The following is a 25824-nucleotide window of genomic DNA, read 5'->3' on the forward strand; positions in this document are numbered from 1 at the left end:
GAACCTCGAAGTCGGCTACAACGCGCTGCACCAGCGTCTCGGATACGACATTCCCTATGCCGAGACGTGGGTGAAGCAGAAGCGCCCGGTCGGTGCCTCGCGCTTCCTGGCCTGGGAGACCCTCACCCACGCGAAGAACCCGGGTTAAGCCGCGATGAGTGGATCGGCCACGCCGGACTTCAACTCCGACGGCGTGGCCGACATCTTCTCGGCCGCCACCGGAACGCTGACGGTCCGGAACAGCGAAAGCGGCAACAAGTTCGGCACGCCGTCAAAGCCACATCACCGCCACCCGGCTAACCGCCATCGGGCTGTGCACGTTTACGCGTACTCGCCTCCGCAGCGGGAGGTGTACGCCGACACCTATAGGCTCCTTTGCATGATCATCTGGCTGAACGGAACCTTCGGCGCAGGCAAAACAACCACCGCAGCGGAACTCGTCGAGATCGTGCCGACGGCAACGATCTTCGATGCCGAGCAAGTCGGTTTTATGTTGCGTCACGTGCAGAGCCTGCCGCGGGTCGGCGACTTCCAGCACTGGCCCCCTTGGCGAGGGCTGGTCGTCCAGACGGCCACCCACCTGCTGGACTATCTCGGTGGAGTGCTCGTCATCCCCCAGACGGTCCTGATCGAGAAGTACTGGACGGAGATTCGTGCAGGCCTGGACAAGGCTGGCATTCCCCTCCGGCACTTCCTGCTACACACCGACAGTGACACCCTTGCCCACCGCATCGAGACCGACCTCATCGAGACCGTTGCCCGCCAGTGGCGGCTGGAGCACCTTCCGCAATACCAGAAAGCCCTTCCCTGGCTGCGGCGCGAAGCGAAGGTAGTCGACACCTCCGCTCTCCTTCCGAAACAGGTGGCCGAGGTCGTCGCGACGAAGGCGGGGATTGGCGACACTCGCACACGTTTAGACAGTTGATCTTCGGCTGGGTACTGCCAACCTCGATGACGCAAACACCGGTATTTCGAAACCCATCGAAGTGACAGTGCCCAGGTCAGGAGCAGGTCCCACTGTCATCTTCGCTGCGTCCAGACATTCGTTGTTGTCTGGCCCCGTGAAGTTGGCAGGACGGCACTGAAGTTGGCAGTAGTGCCTTGTACGACCGAGTTTTGCGGACTGGAGGGTGATGGCTGCCTTGCCTCGGCGGTCGGCGTTGGTGGTCGATCCTGTGTCTGGCGAGCCACGGACAGGCGCCCACGTGATCGCCTCCGGGGGCAGCTCCGCGCGTGCCGCAGGGGTGCAGACCCTGGGCGTCCGCGAAATCCTCGCCGGTATGGCCAAGCCACTCAGAGTGCGCGGTCAAGGCGCGTCGGACAGCCAAGTCCCGGCGAGGCGCGCGGCCTCCTGCGGGGTCAGTTTCGTGCCGCGCAGGAACGCCTCGGCGTGCGCGGCCTCACCCAGGACGGCTCTCGTCACCGCCATGATCCGATCCACGTCACCACGTTCGGCACGCGGCAGCGGCGCGCCCACGCTTCGCCGCGCCGCGTCCGCCGCGCCGAGCAGCAGTGTCGCGCTCTCGGCTCGGCCCGCGTCCCCGGACAGTGCCGCCGCGCCCGCCAGTCCTTCCAAGGACAGGGCCACTGCCCGCGGCTCCCCGATCGACCGGGCGACCTCCAGGCCGCGCAGCTGATGGTCCGCGGCGCGCGCCGCATCCCCGCGCAGCTCGGCGGTGAAGCCCAGCTCGACCAGCAGCAGGTGCTCGCCGGCCGCCGAGGACATGAGCTCGTCGCGGAGCCGGATCAGGTACGTCTCCGCCGCGTCGAGGTCGCCGGAACGGCGGGTCCCGAGGGCGAGCCCCATGACCGCGTGCACCTCACCGTAGACGTAGCCCTGCTCCACGGCCAGCCGCAGGGCCCTTTCGTGCAGGTCATGGGCACGATCCCAGTCATGGGAGAGCAGCGCCAGCCGACCGAGCCCGGAGTGGCGGGCGGCGACTTCCGCCGCCAGCCCCAGTTCCTGGGCGATGCGCAGCCCTTCGGTCTGGCGGCGGGCGGCCTCGGTGTAGTCACCCTTGATCTCGGCGAGCGTGGAGAGCGGTGACACGGTCTGCAACTCGCCCCAGCGGTCCCCGAGCTCGTGGAAGAGCGCGGCGCTACGCAGGCCGTCCCGTGCGACGGCGTCGAGGTCGCCACGAGCCAGCGCGTTCATGGCTCGCAGCCCGAGTACGGCCGCGGTGCCCCATTCATCGGCGGCCAGGAGGTCGAGCGCATGGGCGTTGACCTCCTCGCTGGCGTCCGGGAGCCCGGCGTGAAAAAGGCCGTACGCGTGCAGCCACAACGCCCGGCCCCGCCGTACCGGGACGTCGATCCCGGAGGGCGGCGACGGCCGTGGGCTGGAGCGGTCGCCGGTCAGCAGCGTGAACGCGCCTTCCAGCACGCGCAGCTCGGCGGCCTCAGGGGCGACGGCGAGCACCGCCGACAGGGCGCGGCGGCCCTCGCTCAGCCGGCCGCGCAGCAGCCACCACCAGCAGAGGGCGGTGGCCAGCCGGGCGGCCGCATCAGGTAGGACCGCCTCCTGGAGCGCCGACCGGAAGTTGGCGGCTTCCGCGTCGAGGCGGTCAAGCCACGCCTGCTGCCGTGGGCCGCGGAGCAGGGGCTCGGCCTGTTCGGCGAGGTTCAGATAGTGGCGCAGATGCCGCTCGCGGACCCCGGCGAGTTCCTCCGCCTCGCGCAGGCGCTCCATCGCGTACGCGGCCACCGATTCGAGCAGCCGGTAGCGCGGCCCCGCCGGGCCGTCGGCCATGACGACCAAGGACCGGTCGACCAGGCGGGTCACCAGGTCGAGCACCTCCTCCCGGGGCACTCCGGCCCCCGCGCACACCGCCTCGGCCGCGTCCAGTGTGCAACCGCCGGCGGGTACGGCCAGGCGGCTCAGCACCACCCGCTCCGGCTCGCTGAGCAGCTCCCAGCTCCAGTCGATCATCGCCCGCAGGGTCTGCTGCCGTGCCGGGGCCCCCCGCTGTCCGCCCGTGAGCACCCGGAACCGGTTCTCGAGCCGCGCCGCCAGCTCCCGCGCTCCCAGGCCCCGCACCCGGGTCGCCGCCAGTTCGAGTGCGAGTGGGATGCCATCGAGGCGGCGGCAGATCTCGGCCACCGCCTCGCGGGTCTCGCCGTCGAGAGCGAAGCCCGGGGCGGACGCGGTGGCCCGCTCGGTGAACAGCCGGATCGCGTCGTCAGGTTGGAGCGGCTCGACCGAATACAGGGTCTCGCCCGCCAGGCCGAGTGGCTCTCGGCTGGTGGCCAGGACGCCCGCCCCCGGCGCGGTGCGCAGCAGCAGATCCGCGAGCTCGGCGGCCGGCTCGATGACCTGTTCGCAATTGTCGAGCACGAGCAGGATCCGGCGCGCGCGCAGGGCGGCGGCGAGCCGGTCGGCGGGCGCCCGGGCCGTACCGGGGCCAGGCGGGCCGGCCGGGACGTCTCCGCTGAGGCCGAGCGTGGCCGCGACCGCCTGCGCGAGGTCGGCCACGCTCCCGCGCTGGTCGGCGAGCTCGACCAGCCAAACCCCATCGGGGAAGCGCGGCCCCCGCGACGAGCCTTCCAGCGGCGCTCGCGCCGCGACCCGTGTCGCGACCTCCACCGCGACCCGCGTCTTGCCCACCCCGCCCGGCCCGATCAGCGTGACCAGGCGGGCGCCACCGAGGAGCCTGTCGACCTCCTCCAGGGCATGCTGGCGCCCGACCAGGGCGGTGAGCTGGGCGGGAAGATTCGTCAGGGGGCGATCAGGGACGCCAGGAGACGGGCCGAGCGACGCGTCCTGGCGCAGGATCGCCTGGTGGAGCGCGGCCAGCTCCGGGCTGGGGTCAACGCCGAGCTCGTCCGCCAGCCGGTGGCGCAGCTCCGCGTACGAGGCCAGCGCCTCGCTCTGGCGGCCGGCCAGGTAGAGGGCCCGAAGCTGGACGGCGCGCAGCCGTTCACGCAGCGGATGGCGGGCCACCAGACCGGCGAGCTCCCCGGTGAGCAGGAGGTGGTCGCCCGCGGCCAGGCGGGTCTCGGCTTGCTCCTCCACGACGGCGAGGCGCTGTTCGGTCAAGCGGTGCGCCGCCGCGCGGACGAACTCCTCGTCGGCGAAATCGGCGTACGCCGGCCCGCGCCACAGTTCTAGCGCCTCGGTGAGCAGCGCGGCCCGCGTCGCCGGGTCGGCGGAGCGGGCCCCGGCCACCAGGGCCAGGAACCGGTCCGCGTCCACCTCGTCGGTCGGGCCGAGGCGCAGCAGGTAGCCCGGCGCCTGGTAGGCCACGCGGTCGCGGCCGACAGCCCGGCGCAGCTGGGAGACCTTGGCCTGCAGGGCGTTGGCGGGGTTGCCCGGCGGCTGCGCCCCCCACAGGTCGTCGATGAGCCGATCGGCGGCGACCGGCTGCCCCTCGTGCACGAGCAGATCGGCGAGCAGCGCCCTGACCTTGACTTCGAGGACCTTGACCGGCCGGCCCTCGTCGTCCTGCACCATCAGTGGACCAAGCACTCCGAACCGCACAGTGGCCACCGTACACAGGGCCGGGCGGCGGACCATCAGCGGACCATCAGGCACTCCGAAGCGCTCAGGAGCACAGTCGTCACTGCCACAGAACATGAGAGATCGGACGATGACCATGTCAAGCGCAGCGTTGACCTCCCGCCTGTTCGAACCCGCCAGGCTCGGCGCCCTGCACCTGCCCAACCGGCTGGTGATGGCGCCGCTGACGCGCAACCGCGCGTCAGCCGACGGCGTCCCCGAGCCGATCATGGCGACGTACTACGCCCAGCGCGCGTCCGCCGGGCTGATCATCGCCGAGGCCAGCACACCGAACGCGGTCGGGCAGACCTATCCCAACATTCCCGCCATCTATAACGACGCGCACGTGGCCGGCTGGCGGCGCGTCACCGGAGCGGTGCGCGCCGCGGGCGGCACGATGTTCCTGCAGTTGCAGCACGGCGGCCGGATCGGTCACCCGGACACCACCGGGCTGATGCCGCTCGCGCCCTCGCCGGTGGCGTTCCCCGACCCGATCTTCACCCCTGGCGGCTCCAGGCCGGGGGTCGTGCCCCGCGAGATGACCGTCGCGGAGATCCGATCCACCGTGGCCGACTTCGCCGCCGCCGCCCGGCGCGCCATCGACGCCGGGTTCGAGGGGGTGGAGGTGCACGGCGGCAACGGCTACCTCATCCACCAGTTCCTTTCGGAGGCCACCAACCACCGCGCCGACGCCTACGGCGGCTCGGCGGCCGGCCGCATCCGCTTCGCGGTCGAGGTGGTCGAGGCCGTCGCCGACGCGATCGGTCCCGCGCGGGTGGGCCTGCGCATCGCACCCGGTGTCACGGCCAACGCCATGCGCGAGCACGACATCGAGCGCGTCTATCCCGCGCTCGTCCACACGCTGGCGAACACGGGCCTGGCCTACCTGCACGTCGTGTTCGCCGACCCCACACAGCCCTTGTTCCACCGCATCCGCGGCGACTGGCCGACCGTGCTGATCGCCAACCCGGCGCTGCCCTGGCCGACCCCGTTCCCTGCAGACGGCGGCCGGCACGCGGGCGAGCGGCTGCTCGCGGCGGGCGCCGACCTGATCTCGCTTGGCCGGGCGTTCCTAGCCAACCCCGACCTGGTCGAACGGTTCCGTCACGGCGCGCCGCTCAACCCGGTGCGCCCGGAGCACTGGTACGGGGGTGGCGAGCTCGGATACACCGACTACCCGGTGCTGGCCGCCCAGGAAGAGCGCGACCCGGTCGTGGTCTGATCGCCTCCCGCTCGATCGCCTCACGCTGCCGTACGGCAGCGTCGCGCCCCTGGAGATGTGTGAGGCGATCAAGGGTGCCTCGGCCTGACCGGGCCGGATCCTTGCGCCCTTCGACTTCGCCGAGCCGGCCATCGCTGTCCAGAGTTGTCAAGCGATCTGGCTGGTCAGTCGCTTGAAGGTGGTCAAGCCAAGTCAGGCACGTAGGCTGGCCGCGATTGATCCGTCTGGCGTCTGACGAACGAGTGTTCTCGTCGTCCTGGCTGTTTCATGAGGAGCAGGGTCATCGCACGGTCCTGAACGTCCATCAACCGGCGGAGGCATCATGCGCAAAGGCATCGTGGTCGCTGCACAACCTGGTGTGGAGGAACTGGCCGCGCAGGCCGAGGAGTTGGGCTTCAGCAGCTTCTGGGTCTACGACACACCCATGCTCCACGGCGATCCGTTCGTGGCGTTGAGCTTGTGCGCGAAGGTCACCAGCCGTATCAAGCTCGGCGTCGGCGTGACCTCACCGGCGTTGCGGTCGTTACCGGCTGCGGCGAGCGCTTTCGCCAGCCTCAACGCGCTGGCGCCAGGCCGGATCATCTGCGGCGTCGGCACCGGCAACACCGCCCGGCGCGCCCTGGGAATGCTGCCGGCCACGACGGCCGAACTCGAGAGGTTCACCGCCGGGCTGCAGGAATTGTGCGCCGGAGGCACCGTCGAGTACCGCGAGGGTGACCGGGTCCGCGACATCCGGCTCCTGCATGCCGGGCAGCACGTGAACACCACTGACCCCATCGAGTTCCTGGTGGCCGCGACCGGTCTGAAGGCCGCCGCCGTCGCCGGCCGTCGCGGCATCGGCATCATCTCCTTCGGCCTCCTGGATCCTGCGGCCTGGAGCGCGTTCCACCACGCTCGCGGGCAGGCCGCGGGTGCGCCTCGTGACGTCGACTCCTACGTCATGACCTCGCTGCACGTGCTCGACGAGGGCGAGGCCCCCTACGGCGACGCAGTCCGGGACGCGACGGGTCACATCGTCATGTCGCTGTTGACCTTCGCCGCCGATGCACCCACGTTCGCCGAAGAACTTGGCGCTGAGGAACGCGACGCGGTGCGGTCACTCCTCCACCGGCGGGGCACCACGACCGTCGCGCCGGACCGGCACACTGCGCTATACCCCCACTATCTGGGGCGCATCGCGCCGGCAGACCGGGACCTGATCCTGCCGTCGCTGATCGACGCGCTGGCCCTGGTCGGAACGCGGGACGACCTTCTCGCTCGCATCGCCACTCTGGAACAAGCCGGGATCAACGAGATCGTCATTCAGCCGGTGATCGATCCATCGACGGAGATAGCCGAGTTCGCGAAGCTGACCACCTGAGCCGCTCGGCGGCGGGCCGGTGGGCATGAACGTCCGCTCGTCCTTCGACGAAGGCGGAACCTGGCGCACCTACAACAACACTGTGGGCAACGGCGGCGTCCGTATCGACGACGACCATGCCGAATATTCGGACATGACGCTCATCGGCAACGGCGCGATCGGCGTCCTGTACGAGGCCGGTGCGGCCCGCTTCCGGGACGAGATCCGCTAGAACTGGTTCTGGGAGAGCGCTCTCGTCCTCCCGGAATCCCACGGGGCGATGCGGGGTGCGATCTTCGCCGCGATGCGTCTCGGCGGTGACCGCCCGGGCGGGGGAGGCACCGGGCTTGGCGTACCGGGGCGGACCCGATCAGGTGCCGTCCTCGGGATCGCCCCGAGATCGTCCTCAGGGATCGCCCTGGCCCTTCCCTGAATCGGCCTGCGCAGCCGTTACAGGCTTGATGGGCTGGCTACCGTGGGGACCGCGGGTGGAGAGCCTGCGATTGATAGAGGTTCGCTTGGATCGGCGAGCCAGGAAATCAGTGAGGTAATGCAATGAAGGACTCTCTGTATTTCCGGAGCGCGTACAACGATCTGATGAAGAACAAGGGCGTCAATGTGGCGCTCGTGGTGGTTCTGGTCCTCAGCTCATTCTTGATGGCCACCGGTTCCATGGTGATGGAGCGTTTGGTCGGATCGGTCAATCAGCTTTTCGACGAGGCGAAGCCGCCGCACTTTCTGCAGATGCACAAGGGCGATGACGATCCGGATGCCTTGGCCCGATTCGCCGCGGCGCACCCAGAGATCGACGCGTGGCTCGTCGAAGAGATGCTCGGCTTCGACAGTGCCGCCATCGCCTGGCACCGTCCCGCGACGGGCGGGTCAGGCGACCTTGCCGACAGCTTGATCGACAACCTCTTCGTGACGCAGAACGAGGAGTTCGATTTTCTGATCGACGAGACCGGGGCGATTCCGCGGCCTTCCCAAGGCGAGGTCTACGTCCCGGTGGCGTACCAGCAGAGATTCGACCTTCAGGCCGGAGACCGGCTCGCGATCAGGACGGACAACGGGTTCCAGGACTTACGCGTCCAAGGGTTCGTGCGCGATGCGCAGATGGCGTCCTCGCTGTCCTCCGCCACGCGGTTCCTGGTCTCCGGGGCAGACTTCCGGGAACTGGGGCGAGCCGGCGGCGGCGAGCCCGAGATCATCGCTGAGTATCGGCTGGCCGACCCGTCCTTGGCGGCCGATTTCCAGCGCGCGTACGAGTCGGATGAGGCCCTGCCGAAGAACGGTCAGGCGGTCACGTTCCAGATGATCCGCATCATCAACGCGTTCAGCGATGGCCTGGTGGCGGTGGCATTGGTGTTCGTGAGCCTTCTCCTCATCGCGATCGCCCTCCTCAACCTGCGCTTCGTGATCCGCGGGACACTGGAGGACGAAGTCCGTGAGATCGGCGCGATGAAAGCCATCGGCCTTCCCCACAAGGCGATCGCTCGCCTGTATCTGGCGAAGTACCGCGTCATGACCTTCCTCGCGTGTATCGTCGGCGGCCTCCTGGCCGTCATCGCGACGAATCTGCTGACGCGCGGCATCCAGGCGAATTACGCCGAGGCACCGCCCAGCGTCACGGCGATCCTGGTGCCGGTGCTCGCGCTGGGGCTCGTCTATCTGTTCGTCGTCGCCATCTGTCGCGGTGTCCTCCGAGGGGTCAAGAAGATCCAGGTCGTGAACGCCCTGGTCCACGGCAGCATGCTCGATGAACGCCAGACCGCGCGCCGCGCCGAACGGCAGGCCAGACGAGTTCGGAAGACCAGCCTCGCCTCGTATCGCGGCGGAAGCATCAGCAGACGCCTGGCGTTTCTGGACCTCCGGGCCGAGGGCGGGCAATGGGTCCTGATCCCCATCGTCTTCTTCCTCGCCACCGTCCTCATGACGCTTCCGATGAATCTGCTCAGCACATTCGAGAGTCCCCGCTTCGTCACGTACATGGGGGCTCCGGAGAGCGACCTGCGCGCTGATCTGCAGTTCTCGGATGATATCGACGCCGTACGCGAGGACGTGCTTTCGAGCATGCAGGGCGATGACCGGCTGACGGATGTGCGCGCTTTCGCCAACGTGCTGTACGAGACCCAAGGCGAAGGGTGGGAGATCCTGCGCGCCGAAGTGGGCGACTATTCGGGTGACACGGTCGAGTTCCTGCAAGGCGAGCGACCCGAACCCGGGCAGATCGCACTCTCGGTCTTGAACGCGAACAAGTACCAGCTCTCGACCGGGGACAAGCTGACCATTCGCCAGGGCGGCGAGTCGACCGCGATCGTCGTCAGCGGCATCTATCAGGACGTCACCAGGGGTGGTTACACCGCCAAGATGCAGGGTGAGGCGACGACCGGCGCGGCCGGCTACGTGATCTACGCGAACGCGGCCGACGGGGCGGATCCCGCTGCTGTCGCGGCCGATTACAGTGAGCGTTTTCCGGTGGCCACCGTGATCCCGATGCGGGAGTACGTCCAGCAGACGCTGTCGTACGTGACCGGCGCCTTCCGATCCGCCGCCGTCCTGTCCTTCGTCTTCGGGGTCGGTGTCGCGGTGCTCATCACGAGTCTGTTCCTCAAACTGCGGCTGACGAGAGAACGAAGAAAGATGGGAGTCCTGTCAGCCCTCGGCTTCTCGATTGGCGAAATCATCGCTCAGGTGAGGGGCCGGACCATCCTTTCTGTGGCCGTCGGGACATTGTTCGGGCTGGTGTTCGCGGCGACGGCCGGAGAATCCCTCGTCGGCCTCTTCATCTCCTTGGCGGGACTGGGGATCTCGAATCTCGCGTTCCTTCCGTACCCGTTGCTCGTCTACGTGGCCTTCCCGCTGATTTTGATCGCCGCCGGATACTTCGGCGCTGTGGTTCTCACCGCACGACTTCGCTCCGCCGACAAGAGCGGTTGGCTTAAAGGATGATAAGAGCACTCATGTCACACGATGACCACGTCACGCTGGAATCCCGGGACCTGACCAAAACGTACCACTCCACTGATCCGCCGACCCAGGTCATCAATGGAATCGACATGTCCGTCAGGAAGGGCGAGTTCCTCGTCGTGATGGGCGCTTCCGGTTCCGGGAAGTCGACACTGCTCTACAGCATCAGCGGAATGGACCGTCCGACGAGTGGGAATGTTTTCTTGGAAGGACGGGATCTGACTTCGCTGAGCGACACAGAGATGAGCCGCGTCCGGCTGACGAGGATGGGATTCATCTTCCAGCAGGCGTATTTTCTGAACAACCTCAACATCCGCGATAATATTCTCCTGCCCGCCCTCAAAGCGGCACCCAAGGAGAGGGAAACCGCCATCGCCCGCGTCGACGCGCTCCTGGAGCGATTCGGGATCGCACATGTAGGGCGGCACGGCATCACCCAGGTCTCCGGAGGCCAGCTGCAGCGGGCCTCCATCTGCCGGGCTCTGGCCTGCGAACCGTCCATCCTGTTCGCGGATGAGCCGACCGGCGCATTGAACAGCAGCATGACGATCGAGGTCATGGATGCGCTCACGGACGTGCACCGCGAGGGAACGACCCTCGTCATGGTGACGCACGACCCCGCCTGCGCCGCTCGGGCCGACCGCGTGATCTACCTCAGGGACGGCCTTCTGGTCGACGGCCGTGAGCTGGGGACATGGAGCGAGGAGCAGGCTATGCAACGCGAGGACGCTCTCCTTGCGTGGCTGAGGAAAATGGGATTCTGAACGAGACTTGGTTGATCACCTGCGTCAGCACAAGTCGACCCCGCAGAGCTGCGCCGCCTCATCGACGCCGCGATCGCCCGCTGGATCGACCTGCAGGCCTGGCAGCGATCCGTCAACGCCGAACAGCGCGACATTCACACGGCTGCGCCAGTTCATCAGAACCTGACCGCACACGCGATGACATCCCCAATCACGGTCCGGCGCGTCCCCCTGGCAGGCACCCTGGCCCCTCATCTCTTGGCAGAGACGTCCGGCCGGCGTGCCGCAGCGTGCGGGGATGCCGGAGGTTTGCCCCTGCTGGATTCGGTGGCACCAGATGGCGGCCAGGCCGACGACGGGGCGCCGATCGATCTCGGCGGCACCAGGGTTCGCGCGCTGCCGGCCAGGCTGGCAGTGGCCGGGGGCCCTCCCGAATGGTCATGCCGTACTCCTCGCCCTCGCCTAAGCGTCGAGGTCCTTGGCATCTGATCGCTCCCGCGGGGCGACGGGGCGTTCGGCCTACGGTGGCGGGCCCGGGGGAGAGGAGGAGGGACGCAGCCCGCCGACCTGCCGATTTCAGCGAGCTCGTGCCCGATCTCCTGCTCGCGACTGCGCAGCGCATCCAGCCCCCCTCCAACAGCGAGGATGATCCGTTACTGAGGTGGCGCATTGCGGAGGGCCGCGTGCGCTCTGGCCGCCATGGCTTCGTCCACCATCTCGCCCTCGAAGGTGATCGCTCCTGCTCCGCGTGCCTGGGCCTCCTCGACGGCGGCGACCAGTCGCGCGTACCGGGCCAGATCGTCGGGGCCGGGCGAGAAGACGTCGTTGATCACGGGGACGTGGGAGGGGTGGATGGCCACCATGCCCTCGTAGCCGAGGGAGCGGTTCTGCTCGGCGAAGGCGCGCAGGCCGTCAAGGTCGCCGATGGTGGTCCACAGTCCGGCGACGGGACAGGGCACCCCGGCCGCCCGGACCTCCAGCAGGACGCGCGAGCGCAGGGCCAGGGTCTCCCTACCGGAAGGGCTCCAGCGGTAGCCGATCGCCCGCTCGACGTCGCCGCCCTTGCCGGTGACCGCGCCCAGATAGGCGACGCGGGGTGCGGCCCTGGCGATGTCGTAGGCCGCGCGCAGCGCGTAGGCGTTCTCCAGCAGCGGCACCAGGGCGATGTGGCCCTCGGCAAGGCCGTGCTCACGCTCGCACCAGGTCAGCATCCGGTCGGCCAGTCGCACGTCGGAAGGGTCTCTCACCTTGGGCAGGACCACCCCCGAAAGACGGGCGTGGGTGATGGCGCGCAGTTCCTCGGCCGCCGCCCACCCGTCGAGGGGATTGATCCGGACGAACATCGCCATGTCGCTCGACTCCGCGACCGCTGCGGCCACCTGCTCTCTGGCTGCCTTCTTGTCCGCCGAGGGGACGGCGTCCTCCAAGTCCAAGATGACGGCGTCGGCACCGGCGGCCGCGGCTTTGGAGAGCCAGTCCGTACGATTGCCCGGCACGAACAGCAGCGACCGCAGCGGAGGGCGATCAGATGACACCGCGCTTCTCCAGGTCGTTGACGTCGAGCCCGAGCCATTCGCGGTAGACCAGGTCGTTGTCCTGGCCGAGCGCGGGCCCGGTGCGCCAGATGCGTCCGGGCGCCTGGCGAAAGTGCGGGAGGACGGCCTGCATGCGCACTGGGCCGAGATCGGGGTCGTCGACCGTGACGATGTCGCCGCGTTCGGCGTAGACGGGGTCGGTGAGGATGTCGGCGGCGGTGAAGACGCGCGAGGCGACCACCTCGGCGGCCTCGAACGCGCGCAGGCATTCGGCGGTGCCGCGTTCCGCCACCCACGCGCGCAGCGTTTGGTCGAGCTGTTCCTTGCCGGCGAGCTGCTGCTGTGTGGTGGCGAAGTCGTCCTCGGGCAGGCCGAGGAGCCGGACCACGTTCAGCACCGAGCGCAGGGTGGCGGAGGTGACGGTGATCCAGTCGCCGTCGCCCGACAGGTAAGTGTTGATCACCGCGCCGGGGGCGACGGCGAGCTGGTTGCCCGACCTGCCGGGGACGGTGCCGAGCTGGTCATGGGTGATGACCTGCCACTCCACAAGCCTGAACAGCGGCTCGAACAGGGCGAGGTCGATCCACTCGCCGTCGAAGCCGGGGTCGTGGGCGCGGCGGTGCAGCGCGGCGAGTACGGCGTAGGCGCCCATCAGCCCGGTCACCGCGTCTCCGTGGGAGAAGCCCGTATGGACGGGCGGCCCGTCCGGGAATCCGGTCAGGTGCACCACACCGCTCCTGGCCTCGCCGACCTTGCCGAAGCCCGGCGCGTCGTCCTGGGCTCCGAAGCCGCTGATCTGCAGCAGGACGGCTTTGGGGTTGGTGCGGTGCACGGACTCCCAGTCGAGTCCCCAGGCACGCAGGCGGCCGGGCCGTAGTGTGACGATCACGACGTCAGCCCAGGCCACCAGCCTGTGGGCGACCCGGCGGCCGTCGGGGTCGTGCAGGTCCAGGGTGACGGAACGCTTGTTGCGACCGGCGACCTTGAACCACAACGGAGCGCCATCACGGGTCGGCCCCATCGCGCGCGCGGCGTCGCCGGAGCCGGGCGGTTCGACGTGGACGACGTCCGCGCCCTGATCGGCGAGCATGGAGCCGGCCAGCGGCCCGGCGACCACGTGGGCGAACTCCACCACCTTCAATCCGCGCAACTGCCCGCACTGTTCAAAGGCCACGCAAGAACTCCTTCGCCCTGGTTGACGGAGCTTCATCGTGCACGGAAACAGAAATGCGGGTCCAGCAGGATCAGTGGATATATTCATGCACTTCGTGCATCAGTGGTGATCCAGGTAGCGCCAGCCGGGACCTGGCGTCCTTCGGCGCGGGCTTCCTCCAGCAGGTCGAGGAACGCGGCCGCGGCGGGCGGCAGGGTGCGCCGGGCCCGCACGACAATGTCCAGGCGCCGTTCGACGACAGGGGCGACCAGTTCACGGTGCACGACGTGCCCCGGGCCCAGCAGGGGCAGCACCAGGGCGGGCATCGCGGAGACGCCGAGCCCGGCGGAGACCAGCCCGCCGACTGTCGCCACGTTGCCGGCCTCCGCCGCGGGCGCGGCCACAACTCCGGCCTGCTCGAAAGCCGCGTCGGTGAGCCTGCGCACGCTGGATTCGGGGCCGACGGCCAGGAACGGCTCGGCGGCCAGGTCCTCCCAGGTGACCTCGTCCCGGTCGGCCAGCGGATGGTTTTCCGGCAGCACGGCGCGGAAGCGGTCACGGATCAGCGGGCGGTGCTCGAACCGGTCGGAGGCCGAGCCGACGGTCGTGACGGCGAAGTCGGCGTCGCCGTTGGCCACTCTGCCGAGCACGGCCTGCTCCAAACCGTCCATGATGCGCACGCTCACGTCTGGCCGTCGGCCTCGGAAGGCGGAGATCATCCGCGGCAGCAGCACGGCCGCGACCGACGGCAGGGTGGCCATGGCGACGATCCCGGACTCGCCGAGCAGGTAGCGCCGCAGCTGTTTCATCCCTGACCGGTGGGCCTCGACGATCTGCTCGGCCACGCGCAGGGTTTCCTGTCCGGCAGCGGTCAGCTGCACGTTGCGGGTGTCGCGCTCCAGCAGCTGGACACCCAGTACGCGTTCCAGGTCGGACACGGCGCGGCTCAGCGTCGACTGGGAGACACGCATCTGTGCGGCCGCAGCGGTGAAACCCGCGGCTCTGGCCACGGCGACATATGCGGCGAGTTGCCGCAGGCTGGCATCCACGGCGCCCACTGTTGCGCATACCGCATGGATAAATCCACTTTTAATGGTGGACGTGAAAGGCCGGTGCTCGGAAACTTGCCCGTAACCTCCCGCCCGGCGAAAGGACTCCGATGATCGCGATCCTTGGCTTCCTCACCATCGGACTGTTCCTGGTGCTGACCATGACCAGACGTGTCTCCGTCCTGACCGCGCTCGTCCTGGTCCCCGTGGCCACCGCGCTCGTGGGCGGCTTCGCCTCCGGCATGGGTCCGATGATCCTCGAAGGGCTGGGCAAGGTCGCTCCCACGGGCATCATGATCGCCTTTGCGGTCCTGTACTTCAGCCTGATGATCGACACCGGACTGTTCGACTCGCTGATTCGCGGCATCCTGCGTCTGGCCAAGGACGACCCGCTGCGCATCGCCGTCGGCACCGCGGTCCTCACCATGTGCGTGGCCCTCGACGGTGACGGCGCCTCCACCTTCCTCATCACCGTTTCCGCCCTGCTGCCCGTTTACAAACGCCTCAACATGAGCCCGTTGGTGCTCACCGGCGTCGTCTGCCTCGGTGCGGGCGTGATGAACATGGTCCCCTGGGGCGGCCCCACCGCCCGCGCGATGGCAGTGCTGAAGCTGGACAGCTCTCAGGTGTTCACCCCGGTGCTGCCCGCCATGGCCGCGGGCGTCGCCTGGGTGCTGGTCGCCTCGTACCTGATCGGGCTGCGCGAACGCCGCCGCCTGGGCACCGTGGCCCTGCCCGCCGAGCCCGTGTCCCCCGAGTCCCAAGCCACCGAGCCCCAGGCCGCGCCGGTACGCGGTGACGGGCCCGGCACGCCGCTCGCCCCCGAGCGCAGGAGCGCGGCGCTGACCGTCTTCAACCTCGTGCTCACCCTCGTGCTGCTGGTCGCGCTGGTTCTGCAGGTGATGCCGCTGCCGGTGCTGTTCGTGCTCGGCTTCGCCATCGCCGCCGTGGTCAACCTGCCCACCTGGGAGAAGCAGCAGGCGCTGCTCGACAAGCACGCCAGAAGCGTCGTCCTGGTCACCACGATGATCTTCGCCGCGGGCGTCTTCACCGGCATCCTCAACGGCACCAAGATGATCACAGAGATGGCCACCGCGTTCGTCGGGATCATCCCCGAATCCTTCGGCGGCCACCTGCCGCTGCTCGTGGCGATCACCAGCATGCCGCTCAGCCTCGTCTTCACCCCCGACGCCTACTACTTCGGCGTGCTGCCGGTGCTGGCACAGACCGCCGGCGGCTTCGGCATCGACTCGGCCGAGATCGCCCGGGCGGCCATCCTCGGCCAGATGACCACCGGCTTCCCGCTCAGCCCGCTCACCGCCGCCACGTTCATCCTCGTCGGCATGAGCGGCGTGCAACTCGGCCAGCACCAGCGCTTCGTCTTCGGCTGGGCGTTCGCCACCACCGTCGTCATGACCGTCGTCGCGCTCTTGACCGGCGCCATCTCGTTCTGAAGGCGACGGACCCCGACCTGCGCCCCTTCCGCCGCAGCGGCGGCAAGCTCCTCATGTACACGGGCTGGGCCGACCCGGTCGTCTCCGCCTACGACACCATCGACTACTACCGGCAGGTAGTTCGTGCGACCTCCGGCGGCCGCACACACGAGACCAGCCGGTTCGCGCGACTGTTCCTCATCCCCGGCATGACGCACTGCAGTGGAGGCCCGGGCCCGAACACCTTCGACAAGCTGACACCGATCGTTGGTTCCCAGACCAGATGATCAACGCCTCGAGGCTGTCGATCCACGACACCGACTCCTGGGCGTCGGCTGGTTCGAACGCGCGCAACTCAATCACCGACCTCTTCATCCGGCGGCGGTGTTGATCACGCAGAAGAGATTGCCCTCCGGGTCCGCGAGTACGACGAAGTCCGCGCCCTCGGGATACTCCCACTCCACCCGGGTGGCCCCGAGCGCCAACAGCCGCTCCACTTCGGCCCGCTGCTCCTCGGCGCTGTCCGTCCAGAGGTCGAGGTGCGTACGGTCGTCCTCGTCCAGCCACAGCAGCGGCCCGGCGTCGCCGGCCGGTGTCAGCACCTCGGGCCGGCCATGGAATCGATCATCTCTGCCGTCGAGAAGCTGCGTGCAGTACTAACTCTCGACGAACGTGACCGTCTCGTCGAGCGGCGCCCGGCCCGTACGGATGTAATCCACCGTGACGTCCTCGAACCCGATCGACATGCCGCAGAAGAGCATGAGCTCGTCCGGGGGTGACAGGACCTCCGCGACGGTCCTGCGATACACCGACCACGCCATCTGCGGGCAACTGTGCAGCCCTTCGGCGCGGAGCAGCAGCATGACGGTCTGCAGATACATGCCGACGTCGGACCATTGAGGCAGGCCCAGGTCGCGGTCGATGTAACAGAACAGGGCGGCGGGCGCGCCGAAAGCGTCCCAGTTCGCGGAAGCGGCCCGCTGGCGCGCCTCCCAGTCCTCGCCCGAGATACCGAGGGCGCTGTAGCGCTCCTGGCCGAAGGCGGATCGGCGCTCGCGGTACGGGGACTTCAGCGCGGACGGGTACATCTCGTACTCCCGCTCGTCCCAGGGGTCGCGTGCGGCCACGCGCTCGCCGGCGCGCTTCTTGAGCTCGGCCAGCGGTCCGCCGGTCAGCACGTAGGCGTGCCAGGGCTGGAGGTTCGATCCGGACGGCGACCACGCTGCGGCGGACAGGACGCGCTCCAGCACCTCTTTCGGGACAGATCGGTCGGTGAACCCGCGCACCGCCCGTCGGCTCGTGACCGCCTCATAGACGTCCAAGATCGCTACCTCCCCATCTGCTCAACGCGCTCACTTTCGTCACACTACGCGGAGGCGGGCTGCACCGGCCGTCGGGCGTGAGCGAGTTCGCCTGCCGCCGGTGTGGGCCGATGCCGTGGTGCTCCGGGGTAGGGGATGGATTCGTTCTCGGGCTCCTCGGGCCGTTGGACAGGTTGGTTTCGATGACCACGTCAGCGAGTTCCTGCGTTACGTGGGCGCTGCTTTTGACGGCCTGCGCATTGGTCGCGCACCTCGTACGCGTCCTGCGGCACCTCCGGATGGAGGGCCGAGCGAGTTCGTCAGCCGATCAGCTCGATGCCCCGGCCCGCGGCCTGCAGGAAGATCGGGTCGCTGGAGATCGCGTACTCCCTGAGCGCGGCTTCGGTCAGCTTGATGGCGTGCTCGTCGCCGTTGGCCAGCGCCCGTTCCGCCAGGTCTTCAGGCGTGAGCGGGGCGGCCGACGGCAAGGGCTCGGCCACCGAGTCGGCTGCGTAGCCGGTGTAGATGGCGGCGGCGACCTGCCAGAGCGCGTCATGGGTGGACGCCCTCAACGGCTCCGGCAGTTCCCCGATGACCGAGGCCACCGCGACCGGCGCGGTGATGGCGTGCAGGAAGACGACTGGTCTCTTCCTTCCATGAGTCAGGAAGATCTCGGCGAAGGCGCGGGCGAGTTCGTGGAGGGATGCGGGGACGTCCTGCGGTGGTGCCAGGTCTGTCACCGCCTCATCGAATCCTTGGGCGTCGCTGACCTTGCCGAGGTTTGTTGTGATGTTGCCGGTGCGCCTGCCGGGGATGAGGGGCAGGGCGCCGATGGCCTCGTCGAGTCGCAGCCGTCCGCCCGTGGCTGGCGGTCCGGCCAGCGGCCGGTGGGCGGACGCCCAGTAGGCCAGCGCATGTGCCAGCTCGGTACGTCGCTCGCGGGTCTCGTTTTCCACCAGCCCGCGCAGGGCGTGCGAGGTGCGGATGATGCCGTGCGTCGCCCCCGCCGCCGCCCCGGGCACCAGGCGCGGCCACCACTCACCGGTGACCTCTCGCCACGGCGCTGCCTCGATCCGCCGCTCGAAGTAGACCGTCCAATCGGCGACGCGTGCCATGTCGCCGAGTGCCGCGCGCCAGTTCTCCGCGTCGACGGGCATGCGCGCACCTGGCCGCTCATCGAGTTTGGGCAGGTACGTGGAGACCCAGTCGGACAGGGCGTCGGCGAATCCGAGTCTCGTCAGGGCTTCCACGGCCATCGGCCCGTGGTTGGACAGGCCGCCGCTGAACTCGGGACCGGTGGGCGCGAGCCGGTGCAGCGCCTCGTCGAGCTGATCCATATCGCTTTCCTCCTATATAGCCTGTCTCCTATATAGCAGAGCGAGACGCTCGGCTGGGATATCCCGGCCGAGCGTCTTTCGCGGTCTGGCTGATCGGCGCTTGCGCTCAGTCCTTGAGTTCGCCCTCCAGCGGGCTCATGAGGACCATGTCATACCAGTGGCCCTTTTCAGGGTTCGGGTTCGCCGACGGGCGATCTGATCACGAGATCCTGTCGAAGCGGAAGGATGTGCGTCCGGCGCCGTCGCTCCAGATGGCGGCGATGGTCGAAGCGCCGACGCTGTTGGTCCGCTGAGCCTGCAACCGGATCGTGGTCGGCCTGGTCACGGTGATGCGCTCGCTGATCGGGGAGGTCGTGTTCTTGGCGATGATCCCGGCGCCGGCCGTGGTGAAATCGATGAGCTGGCTGAGGATCCGTTCGCTGTTGGGTATGACGGAGCCTGATGTGACGTTCCGCAGACGGGCGACCATGTACGTGTTAACCGGGGGAACTCCCTGCAGCCGTGCCCGGACGTCCAGATCGAGCGCGTAGGTGCCGGCCTTGGGTAGGGTGACCTGCAACCCGGTGTCCACCCAGGTTTCGGACGCGGTGGGCTGCAGGTCGACGTTCGCGGGCAGATAGGCGATGCCGGAAGGCGCGGGCAGCTGGTAGCGGGTACTGGCGGCCGAAACCGGGGTTGTGGCTGACGCCGAGGTCGGCATCGTGCCGCCGGCGGCTAGGACGGCGGTGCCGGCCGCTAGTGCCGCCAGGCGGGTACGGGTGCGCATCAGGGGGATGACCTTTCGTAGGCGATGTGTGCCTCGCTGGGATCCCCACCTCTACTTGTGACGTAACGTATCTCATCAGTAACTGTCTGCTATGAGGTGGATTGCCGATAATGCTGCATGTCGAGCCGTTCGAGATTTCCCGGTCACTCAGAGCTACTGATCGCTCTTGATGAGTCCAGCAACTCCGGGAGACTCGCGCCTGACAGTCGCCAGACAGCCGGAACCGGGGGAGGACGACCCAGCGCGCGGGTCGTCCTCCGTGTCACCGGCGATCGAGCGTTGAACGGCCGGCTGTGATCACGACGCCGGCGGCTCGACCATCCCGCAGAGCCTGCGGATGCCGTTGGTCATTTACGCGCCACCCGGCCGTCGTGGCGTCGGCGGCGGAGTCCCCACGCCACTGCGGCGGTGGCGAGCGCGAGGGTGATGAGCAGCGCGCTGACCCACAGCGGCGAACGGAATCCGAGTCCCTCGGCGATCGCGATCCCACCGAACCATGGACCGATCGTGCCGCCGACGTTGAACGCGGCGGTGGCGAGCCCACCGGCCAGCGTCGGCGCCTCGGTCGCCGCGTAGAACACCTGCGCGATCAACGTGGAGCCGGTGGCGAACGAGAGCGTGCCCTGGACGAAGACGAGCACGACCGTCGCCACCGGGTTCCCGGCCGTCACCGCGAACACGGCCCAGCCGATGAGCAGGGCCGCCATCCCGGCCAGCACGAACGGGATCGGCCGGACGTCGGCGATCCGCCCGCCGACGCTGACCCCGACGAACGAACCCAGGCCGAAGAGGGCCAGCAGGACGGGCACCCATGCGGCGTCGAACCCGGCGACGGTGGTGAACAGGGGTGTGAGGAAGGTGAACGAGCAGAACGTCGCGCCCTGCACGAGGGCGCCCAGCAGCAGGATCACCAGGAGCCGGGGATTGCGCAGCGACCGCAGTTCCGCACGCGCGCTCGTGCCGGCGGAGACGGGACGTCCCGCCGGAATCGCCCGCAGGATCGCGATGATGGCCGGCACCGACAAGACGGCCACCGCCCAGAACGCCGAGCGCCATCCCCACACCTGGCCGAGCAGCGCGCCGGCCGGAACGCCCGCGACACAGGCGACGGTGACGCCGCCGATCACGATGGAGGTGGCGCGGCCCTTGGCGTTCGGCTCGACCAGGGCGGTGGCGGTCGCCAGGGCGGTGGCCCAGAACCCGGCGTTGGCCAGCGCTCCGATGACTCGCGTGGCCAGCAGCACCCCGTAGTCGGCGGTGATCGCACCGAGGACGTGGACGACGACGAAGACGACCAGGAAGGCGACGAGCGAGCGGCGCCGCGGCCAGCGCAGGCTGAGAATCGCCATCAGCGGCGCGCCGATCACCATCCCCACCGCGTACGCCGAGGTCAGCAGGCCCGCGGCCGGGATGGACACGTGCATGTCCCTTGCGATGTCCGGCACGAGACCGGACAACATGAACTCTGACGTCCCCTGGGTGAAGACCGCCAGTCCGAGCATGTAGACAGCGAATGGCATGAACAGAACTCCGCAACCACATCGTGGATCGACAAGGCGGCGGCGGACACGGCGATACCCCGAATCGGCGTCCAGAGTCGACAGCCCGATCGGACCACACGCGACCACCGCGGGAAAGAACCCGCCGGTGTCAACAGAGGTGACACACGGTCGGGGTCGAACACAGCCGGTGCTACGGCGATCCGATGGCGGTGGTCACGGCAGGCAGCGCCCGGGGCCTTGAGGGCCGCGGAGCTTCAACGCGACGACGTGGACAGCCACCGGACGACCGGTGGCTGGAGTCTCCAGGACTCGGGGCTGGACATGGCGCAAGGCTAACCAACGCCGAGCCCACGCGTCCACGCATTAACGCCGTGCAAGCGGCGAACGCCGGGGGGCCGCCCCACCGCCGGCCTCGTATGACAGCAGGGGCCGTCGGCCCCGAGGGTGTCCACCGGTGGTGCCGCCCAGCTCATGCGAAGGAGCATCACCCCGCCGGGCCGCGATCCGCCCGAACCCCACCCTGGCAGGCACCCGCCGCACTCTGCGGCCGAACGCATAGCCGACTGCACAGGGGAGTACGGCTAGCATGGATGTTCTTTGCCGACATCACCGGGCGGGAGCGCGCGCGGTCCGTCGGTGACGACATCTGACCATCGAGCCCGGAAGGCCCTGACCGCGAACATGGCCACCGTCACCGTCGTGATCCCGACGTTCAACGAGGTGGACAATCTTCCGCTGATCGCTGATGCCCTGCTCGCCCTGCCGCTGGACGGCTTGCGGATCCTGGTCGTCGACGACGCCTCCCCTGACGGCACGGGGAAGGTGGCGGACGAGTTGGCCGCCGCGCATCCCGGCAGGGTCGGCGTGGTGCACCGGCCGGGCAGGGAAGGCCTCGGGCGCGCCTACGTCGAAGGCCTGGAGACCGCGCTGTCGGCCGGAGCGGAGTTCGTGGTCCAGATGGACGCCGACTTCTCGCATCCCGTCGACGCCGTACCGCGGCTGCTCGGGACCGCACAGGCGACGGGGGCGGACTGCGTGATCGGCAGCCGGTACGTGCCGGGCGGGACGCTGGCCGCCGAGTGGAGCCGGCGGCGCCGTGCCCTGTCGGCGTGGGCGAACTTCTACGTCCGCACCATCCTGCGTATCAGGCTGCGCGATGTGACCGCCGGGTTCAAGATCTGGCGGGCGGACAGCCTCTCCGTGCTGGATCTGGGCGAGATCTCCTCAGGTGGCTACAGCTTCCAGGTGGAGATGCACTACCGGGCGATCAGAGCGGGAATGACGATCGTCGAGATCCCCATCCACTTCTCCGATCGCCGGGCGGGCAGTTCGAAGATGAGCCTGCGGGTGCAACTGGAGTCGGCGCTGATGCCGTGGCGGCTGATCTTCAAACGCGCTGGCCCTCACCGCCGGCCCGGCGCTCGGTAGTCCCGGGGCTCAGCCGGAGCCGGAGGTGGTCGCGACGGTGGCCGTCATCACCGTGGTGGTGAGGATGACGGTGTTGATGGAGGCGATGGTCTTGGCGACCGCCTCTCCCGCCCAGGCGCCCTCGGTGATCTCCTTGATGCGCTCCTTGCTCGCGCCGGGGAACGCCTTGCGGTCGAGCTTGGCGGCGTGCATCACGGCGATCAGCACCGCGGTGCGCTCGTCGGGGGTGGCGCCGCCCAGAGCGCCGGCGACGCGCGCCCGCACCTCCGCCTCGACCGAGCCGTCGCGCTCGGGCCAGCGGGTGGTGGGGAAGATGCCCAGTACCTTGCCTTTCTGCTCGCTCAGCACGCCCCGCTCGGCCAGACGGGCGAGCAGCCGCTCGCGCAGCTTGCCGGACCGGAGCCGGTAGACCCACCATTCGGCCTTGCGCTCCTTGCCCTCCTCCGCCATCCGCGCCAGCACGGCGTCGAGCTCCTCGTCGCCGAGCGGTGTCGAGTCGGTCACAGCGATCTTCTTCTCCGACAACTCCAGCCTCCCGGCGAGCGCCAGCTCCGCGAGCATCGCCCCGGCCAGGGAGGGGGCCAGCTCGGTGGAGCCGATGAGCTGTCTGCCCTCCGTCTCGCTGAAGGCCAGCAGGAGGATTTCTTCGGCGATCGTCACAGTCATCCCTACTGCCTACCCCCTCTGCCATGATCATGCGCGCCGCAGCGGGGGCAAGAACGTCGCCCACGTCCTCGAGACCGCACTGTGCAAATAGCACCGGACTCCTGAAGGAGGCGGGTCACCAGGGCCGAGCCCGACGTCGTCCGATGCGCGCGGCCGTACGGTCCTGTTCGACCCGGAGTCGGCAAAGGACTGGATTACGTGATCTTGGGCGTGGCGCGCATGCTGATGTACACGCACCTGGTGCCGTTGGTCAGGGTGGAGAAGACCACGGGGACGTGGTTCTCGCCGAAGGGGCCACCGGAGGCGGCGAACACCGTCGGCGACACGGGAACCAGGTCCGCCTCAAGCGGTGGGGAGAGGTCCTTCAGGCCGTCGACGAACTCATACCGTACGCGCGCGCCGCCGTCGCCGTTCTGGGTGATGGTGATGGCGACGCCTTCGCGCTTGTAGGTGCCCGCCAGCTGTGTCATGTCCACCACGGGCGGGTTCGCCGGCGGGGCGAAGGGAGGCGGCATGCGCACCCCGGCCAGCTCGTCCAGCAGTTCCCGGAAGAGGTCGGCGTACAGCCGGCCGAAGTCGCCGCCGTTGGCCAGCAGGACGATGGCCACGCCCGCCTCCGGGACGACACGCAGGTAGGAGTGCTGGGCGACGGCACTGCCGTCATGGCCGAAACCGGCGATCCCGTCCCAGTCGTACAGGGTCCAGCCCAGGCCCCAGGCGTCGGCGGCCACGGTCCACTTGTCCGGGCTGTCGACCTCTCGGCGCCGCATCGCCGCGACGGTGCCGGCGGACAGGACGCGGGTGCCGTCGGGGGAGGTGCCGCCGTTCAGGTGCATCTGGGCGAATCGGGCGACGTCGCCCGCGGAGACGATGACCCTGCCGTACGGCCCGGCGGAGCGCGGCATCAGGTCCCAGGCGGGCGCCGGTTCGGGGTCGGCTCCCGGTTCTCCCAGGTGGCCCATGGCCACGCGGAAGCGCAGCGCCTCCTCGGGCAGGGTCATCGAGTGCTCCAGCCCGAGCGGGGTGAAGAGCCGGTCCTTCAGCGCCTGGTCCCAGGTCTGGCCGGTCAGCACCTCGATGACACGGCCCAGTACGGCGTAGCCGACGCTGCTGTAGGACAGTGCCGTCCCGGGCGGGCAGTCAAGGGGCACCTGCCGGGCGGCTTCGACGTACTTGGCCAGGCAGTCGTCGCCCCTGCCCGAGTCATATTGGAAGTCGCAGGTCAGCCCGCCGGTGTGGGAGAGCAGCTGCCGGATGGTGATCGTCTTGGTGGCCGCCTCGTCCGGAGTGCCGAACTCCGGCAGCACGCTCACCACCGGCGCGTCCAGCTCCAGTTCGCCGGAGTCGACCAGTTGCATCACGAGCGTGGCGGTGTAGACCTTGGCCAGCGACCCGGAAAGGAACACCGAGTCGGTCGTCACCGCCACCCCGGTGCCCCGGTGCAGCACACCGCAGGCCAGCTCGTGAACGTCCCCGCCGGACAGTACGGCCAGCGAGGCCCCCGGCACCCGGTGGGCGGTTCGAAGCTCGTCGAGCCGAGCCTGCCAGCGGGCGGTGTCGAAATTCATCAGTGGTTCTCCTCATCGGCCCGGACGACTCGTGGTCCGGGCATGGTGATGGCGCCGGTGCCGTCGGGCGCCGGCTGGAAAGGGGGTCTGAGAGCGGGCTAGGAACTCGTCCCGGAGCCGCCGGGCAGTTCACCTGAGGCGCGCAGGGCGTCGCGGTGCGCGCGCCACTCGGCCGCGAGCGCGGGCATCCGCTCGGCGAGGAAGTCCGCGAAGGCGGCCGCCTCCAGGAGGCGCGCCCGGCGGCTCGGTGGTGCTTCGCCCAGCACTTTGAGCCCGTGGTGCGCCACTGCGCCGAGTGAGGTGTAGTCCGCCGGCTTGTCCACCATCCGCGACCAGATCGCGGGGTGGAGGCTGACACGGTCCACACGTTCGCCGGCGGCGCGTGAGCGCTGGAGCCAGGACCACTCCTCGAGCATGGAGACGGCGCCGCTGACTGCGCTACGACTTGCCCGCAGTACTTCGCTGAGCTCGGCGATGGTCTGCTGCGGCGGATCGCAGATGAGGAGCCACCCGGCCACCCGTCCGGTCATCGGCGGCAGGGCGTTCTGCCGCGCGAAATGACGGCCGACCTCGTCGGCGAAGGCAAGCTCAACGTCGATATCCATATAGACGATATTACACACATATCTGAGATGACACTAATCTCTGACATTTGAGACGTATGGCGAGGAGTCGGCGGTCGGACACGGCGAACCGTCGACGCAGCCGCCGGTTGCGGGTGCGGGGAGCGAAGCGTTGGTGGGACGGTGTCATCAGGCGGGTGGGGGCGCTCCCGCTGGTCCATGCGAGGCAGCGGGCCGGGGGAGGAGGTCAGGTGCCGTCTGGCGTGGCCTGATGGTCGAAAACGATCTCGACCAGAGGGCTGCCGCTCTCCCAGTCCTCAAGGCGGGTGGGCTGGGTGATCCGGGCGGGGTTGTGGGGCTGGTTGAGGTCATCGACGATCTCGCTGAGGATGCGGTGCCGTTCGGCGGGATCGGTGATGGCCAGGGCCCTGGCGGGCAGGTCGGCGCGGACGCCGTTCTTGAGGTGGAAGGTGAAAGCCGGATGGGTTCGCAGGTTCGCGTACCAGCTTCGCCTGCCGGGCAGGCCGCTGAGGTAGTTGGTCCCGCCGACTCGGTAGAACCAGATCTCGATACGGCGGAGCCGGCCGGTGCGGCGGCCGGTGGTGGTGATGTCGGCGGTGCGCTCACGTGCGGTGGAGGAGCGGGTGAGGGCCAGGGCCTGGCGGATCGTGTCCTGCATCGTCGTCTCCTGGCCGGTCCGGTGGCCGGGAACTTCGGCCACCGGACCGGTGAGTCATGCCCTGCGGACAGGGCGGCG

The 25824-nt window shown here is 68.9% G+C and carries 22 protein-coding genes and 1 pseudogene; 9 read left to right on the forward strand and 14 right to left on the reverse strand.

The genetic code is table 11. The annotated features are described in order from the left end of the window. Positions 1 to 154: 154 nt before the first annotated feature. Complete coding sequence (locus tag MBA17_RS47090; RefSeq protein ID WP_238505428.1) at positions 155 to 925, forward strand: P-loop nucleotide/nucleoside kinase family protein; 771 nt, start codon at positions 155 to 157, stop codon at positions 923 to 925. 381 nt (positions 926 to 1306) lie between these two features. Here MBA17_RS47090 and MBA17_RS47095 read toward each other — a convergent pair whose 3' ends face one another. After that, positions 1307 to 4477, reverse strand: a complete 3171-nt coding sequence (locus MBA17_RS47095) for an AfsR/SARP family transcriptional regulator (protein WP_238505429.1) — start codon at positions 4475 to 4477, stop codon at positions 1307 to 1309. Positions 4478 to 4592: 115 nt separating this feature from the next. Here MBA17_RS47095 and MBA17_RS47100 point away from each other — a divergent pair, with 115 nt between their 5' ends. From MBA17_RS47100 to MBA17_RS47120, 5 genes are all read left to right on the forward strand, one after another. Continuing rightward, the gene (locus tag MBA17_RS47100) at positions 4593 to 5717 is read left to right on the forward strand and encodes an alkene reductase (protein ID WP_238505430.1); all 1125 of its coding nucleotides are present in this window, start codon (positions 4593 to 4595) and stop codon (positions 5715 to 5717) included. A 322-nt stretch (positions 5718 to 6039) separates the two neighbouring features. Continuing rightward, positions 6040 to 7077: an LLM class flavin-dependent oxidoreductase gene (locus tag MBA17_RS47105; protein ID WP_238505431.1), complete on the forward strand. Its 1038-nt coding sequence runs from the start codon at positions 6040 to 6042 to the stop codon at positions 7075 to 7077. Between the two features lie 19 nt (positions 7078 to 7096). Next, complete coding sequence (locus tag MBA17_RS47110) at positions 7097 to 7288, forward strand: sialidase family protein (protein WP_238505432.1); 192 nt, start codon at positions 7097 to 7099, stop codon at positions 7286 to 7288. 323 nt (positions 7289 to 7611) lie between these two features. Further along, positions 7612 to 10005, forward strand: a complete 2394-nt coding sequence (locus MBA17_RS47115; RefSeq protein WP_238505433.1) for an ABC transporter permease — start codon at positions 7612 to 7614, stop codon at positions 10003 to 10005. Positions 10006 to 10016: 11 nt separating this feature from the next. Then, positions 10017 to 10787 (forward strand): ABC transporter ATP-binding protein, encoded by a 771-nt coding sequence (locus MBA17_RS47120; protein ID WP_238505434.1) that lies wholly within the window; start codon positions 10017 to 10019, stop codon positions 10785 to 10787. Positions 10788 to 10811: 24 nt separating this feature from the next. Here the strand turns inward: MBA17_RS47120 and MBA17_RS50100 are convergent, their stop codons facing one another. The 4 genes from MBA17_RS50100 to MBA17_RS47135 all read right to left on the reverse strand — a co-directional run bounded on the left by MBA17_RS50100 (position 10812) and on the right by MBA17_RS47135 (position 14503). After that, the gene (locus MBA17_RS50100) at positions 10812 to 10943 is read right to left on the reverse strand and encodes a hypothetical protein (RefSeq protein WP_274387018.1); all 132 of its coding nucleotides are present in this window, start codon (positions 10941 to 10943) and stop codon (positions 10812 to 10814) included. A 476-nt stretch (positions 10944 to 11419) separates the two neighbouring features. Further along, the gene (locus MBA17_RS47125) at positions 11420 to 12301 is read right to left on the reverse strand and encodes an HpcH/HpaI aldolase/citrate lyase family protein (protein ID WP_238505435.1); all 882 of its coding nucleotides are present in this window, start codon (positions 12299 to 12301) and stop codon (positions 11420 to 11422) included. Next, a complete protein-coding gene (locus MBA17_RS47130; protein ID WP_238505436.1) occupies positions 12291 to 13475 on the reverse strand; it encodes a CaiB/BaiF CoA transferase family protein in 1185 nt (394 codons plus the stop codon). The genes MBA17_RS47125 and MBA17_RS47130 overlap by 11 nt, the downstream gene beginning before the upstream one ends. An 83-nt stretch (positions 13476 to 13558) precedes the next feature. Further along, positions 13559 to 14503: a LysR family transcriptional regulator gene (locus tag MBA17_RS47135; protein WP_238505437.1), complete on the reverse strand. Its 945-nt coding sequence runs from the start codon at positions 14501 to 14503 to the stop codon at positions 13559 to 13561. 110 nt (positions 14504 to 14613) lie between these two features. On the opposite strand from MBA17_RS47135, the gene MBA17_RS47140 reads away from it, so the two are divergent. Together MBA17_RS47140 and MBA17_RS47145 are read left to right on the forward strand one after the other, a co-directional pair. After that, the gene (locus MBA17_RS47140; RefSeq protein ID WP_238505438.1) at positions 14614 to 15957 is read left to right on the forward strand and encodes a CitMHS family transporter; all 1344 of its coding nucleotides are present in this window, start codon (positions 14614 to 14616) and stop codon (positions 15955 to 15957) included. 17 nt (positions 15958 to 15974) lie between these two features. Continuing rightward, positions 15975 to 16223 (forward strand): tannase/feruloyl esterase family alpha/beta hydrolase, encoded by a 249-nt coding sequence (locus tag MBA17_RS47145; protein WP_238505459.1) that lies wholly within the window; start codon positions 15975 to 15977, stop codon positions 16221 to 16223. Positions 16224 to 16307: 84 nt separating this feature from the next. Here the strand turns inward: MBA17_RS47145 and MBA17_RS47150 are convergent. The 5 genes and pseudogenes from MBA17_RS47150 to MBA17_RS47170 all read right to left on the reverse strand — a co-directional run. After that, a pseudogene (locus MBA17_RS47150) lies at positions 16308 to 16541 on the reverse strand (VOC family protein); the annotation flags it as partial. 51 nt (positions 16542 to 16592) lie between these two features. Continuing rightward, entirely contained in the window at positions 16593 to 17258 is a 666-nt protein-coding gene (locus MBA17_RS47155; RefSeq protein ID WP_238505440.1) for a nitroreductase, read from the reverse strand. A 299-nt stretch (positions 17259 to 17557) separates the two neighbouring features. Next, positions 17558 to 18574 carry a questin oxidase family protein gene (locus MBA17_RS47160; RefSeq protein ID WP_238505441.1) on the reverse strand — a complete coding sequence of 339 codons (1017 nt, stop codon included), beginning with the start codon at positions 18572 to 18574 and terminating at the stop codon, positions 17558 to 17560. A 199-nt stretch (positions 18575 to 18773) separates the two neighbouring features. Further along, positions 18774 to 19340: a hypothetical protein gene (locus MBA17_RS47165; protein ID WP_238505442.1), complete on the reverse strand. Its 567-nt coding sequence runs from the start codon at positions 19338 to 19340 to the stop codon at positions 18774 to 18776. Between the two features lie 347 nt (positions 19341 to 19687). Next, positions 19688 to 20860 (reverse strand): Cmx/CmrA family chloramphenicol efflux MFS transporter, encoded by a 1173-nt coding sequence (locus tag MBA17_RS47170; RefSeq protein ID WP_238505443.1) that lies wholly within the window; start codon positions 20858 to 20860, stop codon positions 19688 to 19690. Between the two features lie 663 nt (positions 20861 to 21523). On the opposite strand from MBA17_RS47170, the gene MBA17_RS47175 reads away from it, so the two are divergent. Beyond that, the gene (locus MBA17_RS47175) at positions 21524 to 22270 is read left to right on the forward strand and encodes a polyprenol monophosphomannose synthase (protein WP_238505460.1); all 747 of its coding nucleotides are present in this window, start codon (positions 21524 to 21526) and stop codon (positions 22268 to 22270) included. A gap of 9 nt (positions 22271 to 22279) precedes the next feature. On the opposite strand, the gene MBA17_RS47180 is transcribed toward MBA17_RS47175, so the two are convergent. From MBA17_RS47180 to MBA17_RS47195, 4 genes are all read right to left on the reverse strand, one after another. Continuing rightward, positions 22280 to 22936: a GOLPH3/VPS74 family protein gene (locus tag MBA17_RS47180; RefSeq protein WP_238505444.1), complete on the reverse strand. Its 657-nt coding sequence runs from the start codon at positions 22934 to 22936 to the stop codon at positions 22280 to 22282. A gap of 194 nt (positions 22937 to 23130) precedes the next feature. Then, positions 23131 to 24504 (reverse strand): serine hydrolase domain-containing protein, encoded by a 1374-nt coding sequence (locus MBA17_RS47185; RefSeq protein ID WP_238505445.1) that lies wholly within the window; start codon positions 24502 to 24504, stop codon positions 23131 to 23133. A gap of 98 nt (positions 24505 to 24602) precedes the next feature. Then, positions 24603 to 25109: a GbsR/MarR family transcriptional regulator gene (locus MBA17_RS47190; protein ID WP_238505446.1), complete on the reverse strand. Its 507-nt coding sequence runs from the start codon at positions 25107 to 25109 to the stop codon at positions 24603 to 24605. A gap of 205 nt (positions 25110 to 25314) precedes the next feature. Further along, positions 25315 to 25746, reverse strand: a complete 432-nt coding sequence (locus tag MBA17_RS47195; protein ID WP_238505447.1) for a nitroreductase/quinone reductase family protein — start codon at positions 25744 to 25746, stop codon at positions 25315 to 25317. Positions 25747 to 25824 lie beyond the last annotated feature (78 nt).

The sequence above is a fragment of the Dolomitihabitans soli genome, from assembly GCF_022213955.1.
Lineage (GTDB): Bacteria > Actinomycetota > Actinomycetes > Streptosporangiales > Streptosporangiaceae > Streptosporangium_A > Streptosporangium_A soli.

Coding starts and splice junctions, on each gene's coding strand:
- MBA17_RS47115 (WP_238505433.1), top strand. CDS start 7,612: ATGAAGGACTCTCTGTATTTCCGGAGCGCGTACAACGATCTGATGAAG.
- MBA17_RS47100 (WP_238505430.1), top strand. CDS start 4,593: ATGTCAAGCGCAGCGTTGACCTCCCGCCTGTTCGAACCCGCCAGGCTC.
- MBA17_RS47160 (WP_238505441.1), bottom strand. CDS start 18,574: ATGGATCAGCTCGACGAGGCGCTGCACCGGCTCGCGCCCACCGGTCCC.
- MBA17_RS47185 (WP_238505445.1), bottom strand. CDS start 24,504: ATGAATTTCGACACCGCCCGCTGGCAGGCTCGGCTCGACGAGCTTCGA.
- MBA17_RS47180 (WP_238505444.1), bottom strand. CDS start 22,936: ATGACTGTGACGATCGCCGAAGAAATCCTCCTGCTGGCCTTCAGCGAG.
- MBA17_RS47165 (WP_238505442.1), bottom strand. CDS start 19,340: ATGCGCACCCGTACCCGCCTGGCGGCACTAGCGGCCGGCACCGCCGTC.
- MBA17_RS47140 (WP_238505438.1), top strand. CDS start 14,614: ATGATCGCGATCCTTGGCTTCCTCACCATCGGACTGTTCCTGGTGCTG.
- MBA17_RS47190 (WP_238505446.1), bottom strand. CDS start 25,109: ATGGATATCGACGTTGAGCTTGCCTTCGCCGACGAGGTCGGCCGTCAT.
- MBA17_RS47195 (WP_238505447.1), bottom strand. CDS start 25,746: ATGCAGGACACGATCCGCCAGGCCCTGGCCCTCACCCGCTCCTCCACC.
- MBA17_RS47090 (WP_238505428.1), top strand. CDS start 155: ATGAGTGGATCGGCCACGCCGGACTTCAACTCCGACGGCGTGGCCGAC.
- MBA17_RS47120 (WP_238505434.1), top strand. CDS start 10,017: ATGTCACACGATGACCACGTCACGCTGGAATCCCGGGACCTGACCAAA.
- MBA17_RS50100 (WP_274387018.1), bottom strand. CDS start 10,943: ATGAACTGGCGCAGCCGTGTGAATGTCGCGCTGTTCGGCGTTGACGGA.
- MBA17_RS47170 (WP_238505443.1), bottom strand. CDS start 20,860: ATGCCATTCGCTGTCTACATGCTCGGACTGGCGGTCTTCACCCAGGGG.
- MBA17_RS47105 (WP_238505431.1), top strand. CDS start 6,040: ATGCGCAAAGGCATCGTGGTCGCTGCACAACCTGGTGTGGAGGAACTG.
- MBA17_RS47175 (WP_238505460.1), top strand. CDS start 21,524: ATGGCCACCGTCACCGTCGTGATCCCGACGTTCAACGAGGTGGACAAT.